General features: G+C 69.8%; 9 protein-coding genes. 3 read left to right on the top strand and 6 right to left on the bottom strand.

Going from position 1 to position 15,050, the window contains the following annotated elements; all coding sequences use genetic code 11:
- Nucleotides 1–84 precede the first annotated feature (84 nt).
- The 3 genes from AC3RXZ_RS07270 to AC3RXZ_RS07260 are packed head-to-tail and all read right to left on the bottom strand — an operon-like array spanning nucleotide 85 to nucleotide 6,949.
- On the bottom strand, nucleotides 85–2,571 hold the full coding sequence (locus AC3RXZ_RS07270) for a glycoside hydrolase family 3 C-terminal domain-containing protein (RefSeq protein WP_491493589.1): 2,487 nt from the start codon (nucleotides 2,569–2,571) through the stop codon (nucleotides 85–87).
- A complete protein-coding gene (yicI, locus tag AC3RXZ_RS07265) occupies nucleotides 2,571–4,892 on the bottom strand; it encodes an alpha-xylosidase (RefSeq protein ID WP_491493588.1) in 2,322 nt (773 codons plus the stop codon). Before yicI ends, AC3RXZ_RS07270 begins: the two co-directional genes overlap by 1 nt.
- Nucleotides 4,889–6,949, bottom strand: coding sequence for a beta-galactosidase (locus tag AC3RXZ_RS07260; RefSeq protein WP_491493587.1), 2,061 nt, complete (start codon nucleotides 6,947–6,949; stop codon nucleotides 4,889–4,891). Before AC3RXZ_RS07260 ends, yicI begins: the two co-directional genes overlap by 4 nt.
- 63 nt (nucleotides 6,950–7,012) lie before the next feature.
- Between AC3RXZ_RS07260 and AC3RXZ_RS07255 the strand changes: the two genes are divergently transcribed.
- Genes AC3RXZ_RS07255 through AC3RXZ_RS07245 form a run of 3 tightly spaced genes read left to right on the top strand, consistent with a single transcriptional unit; the run spans nucleotide 7,013 to nucleotide 11,099 of the window.
- Complete coding sequence (locus AC3RXZ_RS07255) at nucleotides 7,013–9,505, top strand: glycosyl hydrolase family 95 catalytic domain-containing protein (protein ID WP_491493586.1); 2,493 nt, start codon at nucleotides 7,013–7,015, stop codon at nucleotides 9,503–9,505.
- Nucleotides 9,499–10,500, top strand: coding sequence for a LacI family DNA-binding transcriptional regulator (locus AC3RXZ_RS07250; protein WP_491493585.1), 1,002 nt, complete (start codon nucleotides 9,499–9,501; stop codon nucleotides 10,498–10,500). The genes AC3RXZ_RS07255 and AC3RXZ_RS07250 overlap by 7 nt, the downstream gene beginning before the upstream one ends.
- A gap of 32 nt (nucleotides 10,501–10,532) precedes the next feature.
- On the top strand, nucleotides 10,533–11,099 hold the full coding sequence (locus tag AC3RXZ_RS07245) for a DUF624 domain-containing protein (protein WP_491493584.1): 567 nt from the start codon (nucleotides 10,533–10,535) through the stop codon (nucleotides 11,097–11,099).
- Nucleotides 11,100–11,167: 68 nt separating this feature from the next.
- Here the strand turns inward: AC3RXZ_RS07245 and AC3RXZ_RS07240 are convergent, their stop codons facing one another.
- From AC3RXZ_RS07240 to AC3RXZ_RS07230, 3 genes are read right to left on the bottom strand one after another with little or no spacing between them, the layout of a single operon-like run.
- Nucleotides 11,168–12,922, bottom strand: coding sequence for a type 2 periplasmic-binding domain-containing protein (locus AC3RXZ_RS07240; RefSeq protein WP_491493583.1), 1,755 nt, complete (start codon nucleotides 12,920–12,922; stop codon nucleotides 11,168–11,170).
- Between the two features lie 30 nt (nucleotides 12,923–12,952).
- Nucleotides 12,953–13,915: a carbohydrate ABC transporter permease gene (locus AC3RXZ_RS07235; RefSeq protein ID WP_491493582.1), complete on the bottom strand. Its 963-nt coding sequence runs from the start codon at nucleotides 13,913–13,915 to the stop codon at nucleotides 12,953–12,955.
- A 10-nt stretch (nucleotides 13,916–13,925) separates the two neighbouring features.
- A complete protein-coding gene (locus AC3RXZ_RS07230; RefSeq protein ID WP_491493581.1) occupies nucleotides 13,926–14,924 on the bottom strand; it encodes an ABC transporter permease in 999 nt (332 codons plus the stop codon).
- Nucleotides 14,925–15,050 lie beyond the last annotated feature (126 nt).

Below are 15,050 nucleotides of genomic sequence, written 5' to 3'. Positions count from 1 at the left end.
GAGGGTTCCGCGCCACCTTTCAGCATCCGCGCCAGTTCGTTCCTGTCGCATACGCGGAGAAGTGTCGCAGAACCCCTGGGCGGGTCATCGGATGGCGAGGACGGCCTCCGCCGACAGGGCATCGGCCGACGGACCGGCGGCGATGCGGTACTCACCCGGCTGCACCCGCAGCGCGCCGCGATGCAGCCAGTCGTCGACCGCGCCCTCGAGACGCAGCGATTCGTCCCACACCGCGAGGCGTGCGACCTCGAAGGAGATCTCGACCTCGCGGGTCTCCCCCGGCTCGATCCGCACGCGACGGTATCCGAGCAGCAGTCTCCGCGCCGGCGGCACGGGCAGCCCCTCGGGCGCCAGCCCGTAGACCTGGACGAGCTCCTCGGCCGCCCGTTCGCCGCGGTTCGCGATCCGGACGGTCGCGGTGACCTCGCCGGGGCGCCCGAACGCCGGATGCCGATGCGTCGGCGCCGGTGCCGGCACCGACGCCGCATCGAGCGACACGTCCAGGTACGCGACGTCGGCATACGTCAGCCCGTGACCGAACGCGAACGCGTAGGGCTCCGGCTGGTGCCGATAGGTGGCCCGCTGCCGCTGCGTGTCGTAGTCGAACAGGTCGCCCGCCTGAGCCGGGTCGGCGGGCCAGGACTGTGCGAGCCGCCCTGTCGGGGAGACGTCGCCGCTGAGCACGTCCGCGATGCCGTGCCCGAGCTCCTGCCCGGCATGGCTCGACCACACCACGGTCGGGGCGGAATCCGCGTCGCCCAGGATGTACGGATAGCTCGACACGATCGTGAGCACGGTCGGCGTCCCGGTCTCCTGCGCCGTGCGCCAGATGCCCGTCGACGCCTCGGGAAGGTACAGGTGCGGGCGGTCCTCGGTCTCGCGTCCGGCGAGGTGCGGGTCGTTGCCGACCACCACCACGGCGAGGTCCGAGGATGCTGCGGCATCCGCCACCGCCTGCGCCCCGGATCGCACCGTCCGCACGGCGAAGCGTTCGGCGGCGTCGAACGTCACGCCCTCGGCGAGGACGATCCCGACCTCGCGCGAGACGCGCAGCCAGCGACCGGACCCGAGGTGCAGCAGCGACCACGTGCCGTCGGCGTGCACGTGCCTGCGGAAGCTCTCCTGCACGACCCAGCCACCGACCCGCTCAGCATCCGCGCGCACGGGCCAGGCACCGCCGGTGAGCAGGCGCCCCGACGCGTGCGAGCGCAGGGTGAGGATCCCGTCGCCCCAGTCCGTGACGTCCCACAGAGCCTCCTCCGACGCGGATGCGCCCACCGCGGCCACGTGCGCGCCGGTGGCGTCCGAGGTCAGGAATCCGCCGCCGCCCGTCGCCCGCAGGGCCACGGTGTCGGCGCCGGTCTCGATCGTCACCTCGGCGTCCGGATACCGCTCCGCGAGACCGGCGGCGACGCCGACCGCGTACGGCGGCGTCCCGGAGTACCAGTCGGTGAGCACGAGGTCGGCGAGCGGGCCGATGACGGCGATCGATCTCGGCGCGGCCAGCGGGAGCACGCCGGCGTCGTCGCGCAGCACGACGACGCCCGCCGCGGCCGCCTCGCGAGCAAGCTCCCGGGCACCGGGCGTGTCGATCGCGTCCATGCCGATTCCGGCATACGGATCGTCATCGCCGTCGAACTCGCCGGAGCGCACGCGCATCTCGAGCAGGCGCAGCGCCGCGCGGTCCACGTCGGACCGGTCCAGCAGCCCGGCCTCGAGCGCCGCCCCCAGATTGGTCAAGGTCGGCCGCGCATCCGCGTCGTTGTCCGTGAACGAGTCCATGCCGCTTCTCACGAGCGCGGCGGCCGCGTGCGTCATGTCGGGCTGCGCTCCCTGCACCGAGACGACGAACGTGGGCGCCCCGGCATCCGACACGACCGCAAGCGATCCGTGAGCCCAGCTGCGCGCCTCGGCGACCAGCTCGGGCTGCGTGTGCGCGGGGGTGCCGTTGACCTGGTTGTAGGCCAGCATCATGCTGCCGGCCGCTCCGGATTCGATCGGCTCGCGGAACGCCGGCAGCTCCTCCTCGTGCAGGGTGCGCAGCGACATGTTCGACGACGTCGCCGAGCGGTCCGTCTCATTGCTGTACGCGAGGAAGTGCTTGAGCGCCGGGACGGTCCGCCACACCCGCTCGTGCGATCCGCGCAGTCCGCGCGAGTACGCCGCCCCGAAGTGCCCGGTGAGGTGCGGGTCCTCCGAGTAGCCCTCCTCGTTGCGGCCCCACCCGGGGTGGCGCAGCGTGTTCACGACCGGCGCCCACACGTTCAGGCTCACGAGCGGGTTCTCGGCGCGCTTGGCGCGCACCTCGGTCGCCGCGACCTCTCCGACGCGCTCGACGAGGTCGGTGTCCCAGGTGGCGGCCAGTCCGACCGGCTGCGGGAAGACGGTGGCGGTGCCGAGCCAGGCGGCCCCGTGCAGCGCCTCGCAGCCCGTGCGGTACTCCGGGACGCCGAGCCGTTCGATCGCGGGCGCCGCCTGGTGGAGCATCGCGAGACGCTCCTCGGGGGTGAGCCGCGCGAGCAGGTCGGCCGCCCGGTCGGCGACGGACGCGGTGACATCGCGGAACAGCATCAGCTCTCCTCCCCGATCGTGATCTCCAGTTCGCCTGCTCCCTGAGCGGTCGCCGATGCACCGCCCGCCGACAGAGACCAGGATGCCGTGGCATCCGTGCTGCTCGCCGTGATGCGGTTCCCGGACCGACGGACCCGGAACGTCGTCGCCGGAGCACCGTCGTGCCCTGGCACGGTCGTCACGGCGTCATGACCGTCCGGCAGCTCGAAGCAGCGCAGCGTGACGCCGTCGGCCCAGTCGTAGTCCGGGCGATCGTCGACCGCGCCCCACGGCAGCACGGTCCCCGGGCGCACGCGCAGCGGCACCGAGAGGTGATCGTGCGTCTCGCGCACCCAGCGCCGTCCGTCGACGACCGTTCCGTCGATGAGGGATGTCCATGCCCCCGCGGGCAGGTAGTACTCGACGTCGCCCGCCGCGTCGAACACCGGCGCGACCAGCAGCGCGTCGCCCAGCATGTACTGCGTGTCGGCGTCGAAGCCGCTCCGATCGTCCGGGAACTCCAGCACCATCGGGCGCATCATCGGGATGCCCGACGAGGCCGCCTGCTCGGCTGCTCCGGCGAGATACGGCATGAGCCGCATCTTCAGCTTCGTGAACAGACGGGTGACCTCCACGGCCTCCTCATCGAACTGCCACGGGACGCGGAACGAGCTCGAGCCGTGCAGCCGCGAATGCGAGGAGAGCAGCCCGAACGCCAGCCACCGCTTGAACAGCCCGGCGTCCGGCGTCCCCTCGAAGCCGCCGATGTCGTGGCTCCAGTACCCGAACCCGCTCATCGCGAGCGACAGCCCGCCGCGCAGCGACTCGGCCATCGACAGGAAGCTGGAGTCGCTGTCCCCGCCCCAGTGCACCGGGAACTGCTGCGTGCCCGCGGTCGCCGAGCGCGCGAACAGCACGGCCTGCCCGGTGCCGCGCCGACGCTCGAGCGCGCGGAAGACGACCTCGTTGTACAGCCGCGGGTAGTGGTTGTGCATGCGGGCGGGATCGGATCCGTCGAACCACTCGACGCCCTCGGCGGGGATCCGCTCGCCGAAGTCGGTCTTGAACGTGTCGACGCCCTGATCCATGAGCCGTTCGATGTGACCGACGTACCAGTCCGCCGCCTCGGGATTCGTGAAGTCGACGATCCCCATCCCTGCCTGCCAGAGGTCCCACTGCCAGACGCCGCCGTCGGTCCGCTTGAGCAGATATCCCTTCTCAGCTGCCTCGGCGAACAGCTTCGAACGCTGCGCGATGTAGGGGTTGATCCACGCGGAGACCTTCAGGCCGCGCTCGTGCAGCCGGGCCAGTTGCCCCTCCGGATCCGGGAACATCCGCGGGTCCCACTCGAAGTCGGTCCACTGGAACTCGCGCATCCAGAAGCAGTCGAAGTGGAACACGCTCAGCGGCAGGTCGCGCTCGGCAAAGCCGTCGATGAACCCGTTGACCGTCTCCTCGTCGTACTCGGCGGTGAACGAGGTCGTCAGCCACAGGCCGAACGACCAGGCGGGGACCCGCGCGGGCCGGCCCGTGAAGGCCGTATACCGCTCGAGCACGTCCTTGGGAGTCGGACCCGCGAACAGGTAGTAGTCCAGGGTCTCCCCCGGCACCGAGAACTGCACGCGGGAGTTGACCTCGCTGCCGACCTCGAACGACGCCCGGTCGGGGGTGTCCACGAGGACGCCGTAGCCGCGGCTGGTCAGATAGAACGGCACCGACTTGTAGGACTGCTCGCTGGAGGTGCCGCCGTCCGCATTCCAGGAATCGATGACCTGCCCGTTCTTCGCGAAGGCGCCGAAGCGCTCGCCGAACCCGTACACGCGCTCGCCCGGTTCGATGGACAGCTGCTGATGCACCCAGGTGTCTCCGGCCTGGGCCTCCGGCCCGCTGTCCGGACGGAACGAGCCGTCGGCCGTGAAGTGACCGATGGAGCGCGGCAGCGACCGGGTGAGCACGCGCCCGCCCTGCTCGAAGCGCACCTCCCAGTCGCCGGTGCGCGAGACGACCACGCGCAGATCGCCGGTCTCCAGCACGCCCTGGGCGTCGTCGACCGAGACCGCCGGCACGAACCCTGCTTCGGGGAACGTCTCGAAGTCCGGGCCCCGGTGGACGCGCCCGGCATGCCGCTGGACGCGCACCTTCACGACCCCGGATGCCGGGGACGAGAACGTCGCGGTCAGCATCGGACGGTTGAGGGTGTCTCCACGGTGGCGGATCACGGTCGTCGGCGCGAAGACCGTGAGGGTCCCGGCATCCGGATCGATGCGGATGTCGTCGACCTGCGTCGCGTAGAGGGGAGTCAGCCCCGGTCGGGTCAGCCAATAGCCGTCGGTGAACTTCACCAGGTGCGCCTTTCTGTCAGTGCCCGTACGTCGCCGGGCGCGATGCCCACGGTGCGGTCGGTCTTCTCTCCGGTGAGCAGGTCGACGCGCGTCCCGCCCTCCGCGATGTCGATGTCGATGTGACGATCGGAGTGGTTCAGCAGGAACAGGACGTCCCCGCGCCGGACGGCCTCCAGGCCGTCCGGAAGCATCTCCGCCCGGCCCCCGAGCGCCGAGTTGATCCCGGCGGTGCCGAGCACGTCTCCGATCAGGGCCGACAGGCTGCCGTCGTCCACGATCGCGCCGAGGTACCAGGCGGTTCCGTCGCCGACGCCGTGCCGTGTGAGAACGGGGACCCCGGCGAGGTCGCCGTCGGCGTGCCGGGCGAGGACGTCGGCCCCGTCCGCTCGCAGGCGTTCCGCGAGGATGCTCGCGCCGGGGGCCTCGACGTCTCGACCGGCCGCCCAGCTCTCGTCGAAGACCAGTGCGCTGCCGGAGTCCGGGACCGCGCCCCACTCCTCCCCGCTCACGCCGAGAAGCTCGCGCAGCAGCACGGGCGAGCGCCCGGTGAGCACGTGCGCGTTCTCGTCCGCGACGCCGCTGAACGCCCCGACGATGATCTGCGCCCCCGAGCCGACCGCATCGCGCAGTGCCGTCGCAGTACTCGGCCGGACGATGTAGGAGTGCGGCACGAGGACGACGCGGTAGCGCGAGAGGTCGGATGCCGGGGACACGATGTCCGCCGCGACGCCGCGACGCCACAGCTCTCGGTACCAGCGTCCGAGCTCGGTCAACGTGCTCAGTCGCTCGGTCGGCCGGGCCGGCTCCTCGCCCGCCCACCAGGACGGCCAGTCGAACAGGATCGCGACCTCGGCCTGGATGCCGGCACCCGCGACGGGCGCCAGACGGCGCAGATCCTCCCCCTGCTGCACGACTCCGCGGAACACGTCGGAATCGGCGCCGGCGTGCGGGAGCATGGCCGAGTGGAAGCGCTCGGCGCCCGCCCTGGCCTGACGCCACTGGAAGTAGCAGACGGCATCTGCGCCGCGCGCCACGGCCTGCAGCGAATCGCGACGTGCGCGCAGCGGGGATTTCGGGAGGTTGTGCTCGCGCCACGACGTGGCGCTGATGGCCTGCTCCATGAGCACCCAGCTCCGCCCGCCGCCGAGGGATCGCATGAGGTCCTGCACGAGCGCTATGGATGCCGGGGAGTCGGCGGAAGCCGGGTCCGGGTACTGGTCGTCCGAGACCACATCGACCTCGCCCGCCCACGACCAGTAGTCGGTGAGCGCGTGGAAGCCCATGAAGTTGGTCGTGATCGGCTGGGTCGCGCCGGCGGCATGGATGGCGTCGCGCAGCTCCCGATAGCAGTCCTCCAGCTGGTCGGAGCTGTATCGGCGGAAGTCCAGGGACTGCGTCGGGTTCACCAGGTACGGCATGCGGCGCGGAGGAAGGATCTCCTCGAATTCCGCATAGCGCTGCGACCAGAATGCGGTCCCCCAGGCCTCGTTGAGCGCCGCGATCGTGCCGTAGCGATCGCGCAGCCAGCGGCGGAACTCGCGCGCCGCCTCGTCGCCGTGATCGATCTGGCCGTACTCGTTTCCGACGTGCCACATCCGCACCGCCGGATGCTTCGCGTACCGCTCGGCGAGGTCGCGCGTGAGGGCCGCGGCGTGCTCCCGGTACACCCGGGACGCCGGGGAGAACTGGTTGCGGGAGCCGGCTATCAGACGCACACCGTCCCGGTCCACCGGCAGGGTCTCGGGGTGCCGGATGCCGAGCCACGGCGGCGGAGAGGCGACCGGCGTCGCGAGGTCGACCGCGATGCCTCCGGCGTGCAACAGGTCGAGCACCTCGTCCAGCCACGCCCACTCGCGGGCGCCGGGGACGGGCTCGATCACGGCCCAGCTGAACACGCCGACGGTGACGAGGTTCACGCCGGCTTCCCGCATCAGTGCCACGTCCTCGCGCCACACCTCCGCCGGCCACTGCTCGGGGTTGTAGTCGCCGCCGAAGCCGAGTCCGCGCTCGGCGATCAGCGTGTCGAAGGCACGGCGTGCCGAGGTCGTCGTTGACATGGGGTTTCCGGTTCTGGATCGAGTTGTCGAAGCGTTTCAACAACGAGACCATATACTAGCCACGTGCTGCTGTCCATCGAGGTCACCGACGACCTCCCCCTTCCTGCCCGCACCCCGCACATCGAGGCCACCGACGACCTCTCACATCCCCGCCGTGCCCCGCAGGCCGACGCCACCGACGACCTCCCCCACCCCACCGACGCGGAGCGCATCGCGGCTCGCGACGATCTCCACGTCTTGCAGCACGACCGGCCCGCCGCGCGATGGACCGACGCGTACCCGGTCGGGGACGGCACGCGCGGTGCCATGTGCGAAGGCCGCCTCGCAGGCGAGCGGCTGTGGCTGAACGACATCACCGCGTGGTCCGGCGTCGCGGACGCCGACCCGCTGCGCGGCATCGCCGCTCCGGGCCGGTCCGCGCTGGATGCCGCGGCCGACGCGATCGCCCGCGGCGACGCCGACGAGGCCGAGCGCCTGGTGCAGTCCCAGCAGACGCCGTGGGTGCAGGCGTTCCTGCCGCTCGGGCACGTGGACGTGGAGGTGCTCGGTATCCGGGCCGACGACGCCTCCCTCCGGCGCCAACTGGATCTGCGCACCGCCGTCGCCGCGCACGAATACCGCTCGGAGACCGGCTCCGTGCGTCACGAGACCTGGACGGATGCCGCGGCGAGCGCGATCGTCCACCGGGTGATCGCCGAGCAGCCCGTCCAGCTGCGCGTCCGCGTCGCGGGAGAGCTGCGCCACCGCCGCACTGATCACGTCGCGAACGCCCTGGTCGTCGAGTGGCACCTTCCGGTCGACGTCGCCCCCGGGCACGAGCATCCGGCCGAGCCGATCCGATACGACGAGGATCGCGGGCGCACCGGCGCCGTCACCGTGCGCTCCGTCGTGGCGGCGACATCGTCCGACGGCATCCTGACGACAGAACCCGCGCGCGAGCACGTCCTGCTCATCGGCACCGCGACAGCACCGTCGCTGCCCGGCGAACCGGATGACGAGCGCGATGCGCTCGCGCGGGCGGCGGTGCCGGCGCTCGATGCCGCGATCGAGGATCTGCGGGGCGCTCATGTCCGCGCGCACCAGGCGCTGTACACACGGTGCGCGCTCGAGCTGCCGTCCACGGACGGGGCCGGCGAGCTCACCGCGCCCGAGCGCATCGCACGGGCGCAGGAGCGTCCGGACGCAGGCCTCGCCGCCCTCGCGTTCCACTACGGTCGCTATCTGCTGCTCTCGTCCTCCCGGGAGGCGTCCGTCCCTCTGACCCTCCAGGGGCTGTGGAACGCCGAGCTGCCCGGCCCGTGGTCGAGCGCATACACCTCGAACATCAATCTCGAGATGGCCTATTGGCCGGCCGACGTCACGGGCCTCCCGGAGTGCGGGGCGCCCCTGCGCCGTTTCGTCGGACGAGTCGCGGCGACCACGGGGCGCGTCGTCGCACGCGAACTGCACGGGGCGGACGGCTGGGTGCTCCACCACAACTCGGACGCCTGGGGGCACGCCGCACCGGTCGGCGCCGGCTCGGGCGATCCCGCCTGGGCGTTCTGGCCGATGGGCGGCGTGTGGCTGAGTCTTCAGCTGTGGGACGCCTACACGTTCGATGAGGACCTCGAGCGCCTGGCCACGGAGATCTGGCCCGTCCTCGAGGGCTCCGCGCGCTTCGCGCTGAGCTGGATCCGCACGGACGGATCGCGGGCGTGGACGAGTCCGTCCACGTCGCCCGAGAACCGCTTCCTGGACGCCGCGGGGATCCCCCGCGCGCTGGGCGAGTCGACCACGATGGATGTCGCCCTGCTGCGCGCCCTCGCCGCTGCGTGCGCGGAGGCTGCGGGCGTGCTCGGTCTCTCGCCCTCCTGGCTCGCCGAGCTCGACCGGGTCACGGCGATGCTCCCGGACCCGCGCGTCCTGCCGGACGGCCGACTCGCGGAGTGGGATCGCGACCTCGTCGACGCCGAGCCGCGGCACCGGCACCTGTCGCATCTGGTCGGCCTGTATCCCCTCGGGACCTTGACGCCCCGGCGCACGCCCGAGCTCGCCGAGGCCGCCGCGACGACCATCCTGTCGCGCGGAGCGGAATCGACCGGGTGGGCGCTGGCCTGGCGCCTGGCGATGTGGGCGCGCCTCGGCGACGGCGAGCGTGTGCAGGATCAGCTCGGACTCTCGCTGCGTCCGGCACAGGTCGCCGTGGGCCAGCGCGGCGGACTCTACGACAACCTGTTCAGCGCGCATCCGCCGTTCCAGATCGACGGGAACCTCGGCCTCACCGCCGGCGTCGCCGAGGCGCTGCTGCACTCGCACGAGCTCGACGGCGCGCGACGCCGGCTCCACGTGCTGCCCGCGCTGCCGCCGGACTGGCCGGACGGCGCCGTGCGCGGGCTCCGCGGCCGGGGCGGCATCCGCGTGGACCTCGAATGGCGCGAGCACCGCGTCGTGCGCGTGCAGCTGGGATCCGAGGCCGAGCGCGCCGTGATGCTGTCCGGCCCCGGTCTGCCCGAGACCGAGCTCACGCTGCATCCGGAAGAACCGACGATCATCGAGCCGAAGGAGCCGAGATGGTGACCATCGCCGATGTCGCACACGCCGCCGGCGTGTCGATATCCACCGTGTCCTACGTGATGAGCGGGAAGAGGACCATCTCGCAGGAGACCAGGGAGCGCGTGGAGCAGGCCATCGCGGACCTGAAGTACAGCCCGCACGCCAGCGCCCGGTCCCTCGCGTCCCGATCGACCAACGTCATCGGCCTGCAGGCGCCGCTGCGCGCCGGCGTCGACGTGCACGTGATCATGGAGATCGTCGCCGGCGTCGTGCGGGAGGCCCGAGCGCACCAGTACGACATCCTGCTGCTGACGAGCGACGACGCCGCGGGCCTCAGCCGCGCCGCGCGGGCGTCCATGGTCGACGCCCTGCTGGTGATGGACGTCGAATCCGACGACCCGCGCATCGCAACGCTCGAGGAGCTCGACGCTCCCGCGCTGCTCATCGGCCTCCCCGCCGGTGCGGACGGCATCGCGTGCGTCGACTTCGACTTCGAGGCCGCCGGCCGGCTGGCGGCGGAGCGGCTCGCGCGGCTCGGGCACACGCACGTCGCCCTGCTGGGCGCTCCTGCGGAGGTCATGGCGCGCCACACGTCCTACTCGGACCGTCTGAATCGCGGCTTCCTCGCAGCCGCCGAGGAGCTCGGGCTCGAGGCCCGCGTGCACGCCTGCCCGAGCAGCCAGGAGGCGGTCGCCGTGGTCGACGCCGTGCTGGCGGAGCGGCCAGAGGTCACCGGCATCCTGTTCCACAACGAGGGCGCGCTCCCCTACGTCGCCGGGCGGCTGAGCTCGGGCGAGACCGGGCGGGAGCTGGACGTCATCGCCCTGTGCCCCGCCGACGTGGCTCGCACCGTGCCGACGCTGACCGACAGCATCGACATCCCGGCGGAAGAGCTCGGCGCGACCGCCACGCGCGCGATCATGAGCCTGCTGGAGGGCGAGGAGCTCCCGCCCGTCCAGTTGCTCGCACCCCAGCTGGAATCGGCAGCGGATGCCGCGGCATCCGTCACGGGCGCATGAGGATCGATCCGGAGAGCAGGTCTCTCCAGGGGATGTCTTCCTTCCTCGGCTTCGTCGCGCTCAACATGATGTACCTCGTGACGTGCCTGCCGGTCGTCACGATCCCGGCCGCGACCAGCGCCCTGTACGAGGTCACGATCCGCTATTCGGACGATGAGAGCGGGCGTCCGGTGAAGGACTTCTTCCCGGCGTTCGGACGCAACTTCGTGCGCGCGACCCTGCTCGGGCTGTGCCTGGGCGTGCCGCTTCTGCTGCTCGCGGCGAGCGCGATCTTCTGGGCGTCGCATCCGAGTGTGCTCGCGGGCGCGGCGACGGTCGTCGCCACTCTGGCGGCGGTGTACCTGTTCGCGGCCTTCCTGTTCGCCATGGCGCTCACGGCCGTGTACGCCGCGCCGTTCCGCCAGACGCTCAAGAACGCACTGCTGCTGCCCGCTGCCGAGCCGGTGCGGATGCTCGGGATCCTCCTCATCCCGATCGCGCTGGTGTGCATCACGATCGTGTTCCCGCTGTTCGGGGTGATCCTCGTGACGATCGGCTTCTCCGTCGGCGCGTACGCGACGGCGTTCCTGTTCCGTTCCGCGTTCGCACGTCGCAGCTGAACGGGGCCTCGGGCACGACGAAGGGGCCGAGCGTGCGCCCGGCCCCTTCTCGTGAGGTGACGCCGTTCTTACTCGGCGAACTCCTCCCCGACCGCGATGCGGGCGTCGTTCTGCTCCTCGGCGCGCTCGAGATCGACGGCGAGGACGTCCTCGTAGCCGAGTCCCTTGGCGGTCTCCTGCAGCTCGGACCAGAGCTTGTCGAAGTCCGACTCGCTCTCGGCGAAGGTCGCCTGCCACGAGTACTGCACGATCACGGCCTTGACCTGGTTGCGCAGGGCCTCGGTCTGCGAATCGTCGGCCGGAGCCGTGTAGCTCGCCCCCGGCGCGACGAGCAGCTGGTCGTTGGCCTTCAGGTACTCCATGGTCGAGGTCGCATCGTCCATGTGCGCGGACCAGTCGGCGCGCAGGTCGTTCTGCGTGAGCTCCTGGTAGTGCGGCCAGAACTGGTAGTTGTACGGCAGGCCGGTGTTCTCGTCGACGTCGTTCGGCAGCACTGCGCTGATGTTCAGCGTCGACGTGCCGTCGATGTAGCTGCCGCCGCCCCACTCCTCGGGAACCGTGGCGTCACCGGTGAGGAAGACCTCCTGGCCGAACTCGGTCAGCTGCGGCTGGCCGTCGTCGCCCATCTCCCAGGTGAGTCCCTCGGGGCCTGCGGCGCCCTGGGTCTGGCTGTTGTTGGTGTAGGTGCCCTCTGTGGAGTACAGCCAGTCGATGAAGGCGGCGATGCGCTCGGGGTCCTCGGCCTGAGAGCCGATCGCGAAGACCTGCTTGCCGCCGTACGCCTCGGCGCCGTACGAGAAGATCGTCTGGTCCTCGATCGGGGCGAGCATGAAGCCGGTGCCGGCGTTCATGTTGTCCTCGGTGTTGTACGCGGCCTGGCCCAGCCACGGCCACCACGAGTACAGCACCTGGCCGTTCTGGAACTTCGACCACAGCGTGTCGTAGTTCTGGGTCGTGGACTCGGGGTCGACCAGTCCCATGCGGTAGGCCTCGTTGTAGAACTCCAGAACGCGGTGGTACTCGCCGTCGTCGTCGAGGATGCCCTGGTAGTCGGACCCGTCGGCCTTCGCGAGGGCGAAGCCGAGCTCGTCGTAGCCGTAGTAGGTGATCGGCTGCTTGACGTTGTTCATCATGTTGCCGTCCCAGTCCTTGAACAGGCTCAGGGCGTACACCTTCTTCCCGTTCGGGGCGGTCGGCTGCAGGTCCTGCATGCCCTTCAGAACGGGGAGGAGGTCCTCGAGAGTGCTGATCTCGGGATAGCCCAGCTCCGCGTAGAGGTCCCAGCGCAAGTAGGCCCCGAAGGTCGGCTCGAGTCCCTCGCTGGGCTCGGTCGGCGGGATGCTGGAGACCTGACCGGGGAACGCGTAGACGCCGTCCTTGCCGTCGTTGAGCCGGTCGACGGCCCGGTCGAAGCGCTCGAGGTTGCCCATCGCGGGGTAGTACTTCGCGGCATCCAGGACGAGACCACCCTGCACGAGCTCGTCGAGCTTCTCACCCTTGTCGGTGACGATGAGATCGCCGAGGTCTCCGGCGGACACACGGGTGTTGTAGAGCGTGTCGCCGCCGCCGGCGACGTTCGGGGCGATGATGTTCAGGTTCATGTTGAACTTCTCTTTGACGAGCGCGCCGAACCATCCCTCCTGCATGCCCATGTAGTTGGCGAGACCGTCGAACACGTCGATCGTGATCTCCTCCTCCCACTCGGTCGGGAACGCGTCGACCTGCGCCTCGTCGGTCTCGGCCGGCTCGCCGGTGCAGGCGGCCAGGGAGCCGACGGCGAGGAGTACGACCACTCCGAGCGCGGCTTTCCTCTTCAGCTTCATTGCTTTCCTTTCTCGGTGCGCGAAGCGCCGTCAGCCCTTGACGGCGCCCAGCATGATGCCCTTCACGAAGAAGCGCTGGAACAGGGGGTAGATGAAGATGATCGGGAGGACCACGATCACCGACACGGTCATGCGGATGGAGGTGGGCGTCTGGGAGGTCGCGGCGGACACGATGCCGCTGAGGTCGCCGCCGGCGTTCTGCGCGGCCTGGGCGAGGCTGGAGGCCTGGTTGATGAACATGTAGAGCAGGTACTGCAGGGTGTACAGGCTCTGGTCCGTGATGTAGATCAGGGTGTCCTGGAAGCTGTTCCACTGCGCCACGGCGGAGAAGATCGCGACGGTCGCGAGGATCGGCGTCATGTTCGGCAGGTAGATGCGGAAGAAGATCTGCACGATGTTCGCCCCGTCCAGCTCCGCCGCCTCCTGCAGGGACTCCGGCATGGACTCCACGAACGTCTTCACGAGGATGATGAAGAACGGCTGCACGATGAAGGGCAGCACGTAGACCCAGAAGTTGTTGGTCAGCCCGAGGTTCTTCATGATGATGAAGACGGGGATGAGGCCGGCGCTGAAGTACATCGTGATGATGACGAAGCGGTACCAGAACTGGCGCGCCCACATCCGCTTCTGCGTGAACATGAAGCCGAGGAAGGCCGATGCCAGCACGGTTGCGACCGTGCCGATCACAGTGCGCGCGACGCTCACCGCGGCCGCCAGCGGCAGGCCGTTCAGCTGGAAGACCTCTTTGTAGTTGTCGAGGTGGAGTCCGACCGGCCACAGGCGGACGTCGCCGAGGGCGGACACGTCGTTCGCGCTGATGGAATTGATGATCAGGTAGTAGAACGGGTAGGCGCAGATCACGACGAGCAGTGCGAACACCGTGTAGTTGCTGATCGCGAAGAGGACGTCGCCGCCGTGACGGTGCTCGGCGGGACGTCGGGTGGGCCGCTGCGGGCGGACGGGGCGCTTCGGGGGTGCGGTCAGGGCGGTCATGTCGCGCCTCTCAGACGATCGATTCGCCGCGCACACGCTTGGCGATGGCGTTGACGGTGAACAGGAGGATGACCGAGACGATGCTCTTCAGCATCCCGATCGCGGTCGCCATCGACAGGCTGTTGCCCGTCATGCCGATGTTGTAGACGTACAGGTCCAGGACCTGGATCCACTCCTTGTTGAACGCGTTCTGGAACACGTAGTACTGCTCCATGCCGTTGTTGAGGAGGTTCGCGATCGACAGCAGCAGGAGCACGAGGTAGGTCGGCATGAGCTGCGGCAGGGTGATGTACCACATCTTCTGGAAGCGCCCGGCGCCGTCGATCTCCGCCGATTCGTACAGCGACTGGTCGATGCCGGCGATCGCAGCGAGGTAGATGATCGCGCCCCAGCCCAGGCCCTTCCAGATGCTCCAGAGGGTCATGGTGAGCCAGACGTTCTCATTGGTGTCGAGGAACTTGATCGGCGCGGTGATCAGCCCCCAGTCGCCGAGGACGTTGTTCACCAGGCCGGAGCTGGAGAACAGCGAGAAGGCGATCATGTAGACGAGCACCCAGGAGATGAAGTTCGGCAGGGTCGTGAGGGTCTGCACGGCGTTGCGGAACCAGGGCGCGCGGATCTCGTTGAGGAAGATCGCGAAGGCGAGCGGCAGGACGCTCGTGGCGATTCCGAGGAAGCTGATCGCGAGGGTGTTCATCATCACCTGAGCGATCTGGGCGACCTGAGTCGGCGAGCTGACGAGCATCTGGAACCACTGCAGTCCGACGAACTCGCTGCCCTCGAGCCCGAGGGCGGGCTTGTAGTCGTAGAGGGAGTAGATCCAGCCGTACAGCGGGAAGTAGGAGAACAGGAAGGCGAGGACGATGAACGGCAGGATGCACAGGAACATGCCGTAGGACTTGCGTCCACCCGCCTGCTGCCGGTCGCGGCGTCGACGACGCCGGCGCGACGGGTTCTCGACCTCGTCGAGCTGCGTGACCATGGTCTCGGTCAGGGTCGTGGTCGTCATCGTGCCATGCCTTGGGTCGGGGGCGTCCTCGCCCACGGATGTCTGTTGAGAGCGCTCCCATCCAGGTAGGACGTCGAAACGCTTCGACATCACGATAGGGGCTGATCCGCGTCGACGCAAGCCTTG

This window comes from Microbacterium cucumeris (assembly GCF_058349845.2).
This window is presented reverse-complemented; position numbering and strand designations above follow the sequence as displayed.

What these genes read in the sequence shown, in the direction of transcription:
- AC3RXZ_RS07270 (WP_491493589.1), bottom strand. Translation starts at nt 2,571, where the DNA reads ATGCTGTTCCGCGATGTCACCGCGTCCGTCGCCGACCGGGCGGCCGAC.
- AC3RXZ_RS07260 (WP_491493587.1), bottom strand. Translation starts at nt 6,949, where the DNA reads ATGTCAACGACGACCTCGGCACGCCGTGCCTTCGACACGCTGATCGCC.
- AC3RXZ_RS07250 (WP_491493585.1), top strand. Translation starts at nt 9,499, where the DNA reads ATGGTGACCATCGCCGATGTCGCACACGCCGCCGGCGTGTCGATATCC.
- AC3RXZ_RS07245 (WP_491493584.1), top strand. Translation starts at nt 10,533, where the DNA reads ATGTCTTCCTTCCTCGGCTTCGTCGCGCTCAACATGATGTACCTCGTG.
- AC3RXZ_RS07240 (WP_491493583.1), bottom strand. Translation starts at nt 12,922, where the DNA reads ATGAAGCTGAAGAGGAAAGCCGCGCTCGGAGTGGTCGTACTCCTCGCC.
- AC3RXZ_RS07235 (WP_491493582.1), bottom strand. Translation starts at nt 13,915, where the DNA reads ATGACCGCCCTGACCGCACCCCCGAAGCGCCCCGTCCGCCCGCAGCGG.
- AC3RXZ_RS07230 (WP_491493581.1), bottom strand. Translation starts at nt 14,924, where the DNA reads ATGACGACCACGACCCTGACCGAGACCATGGTCACGCAGCTCGACGAG.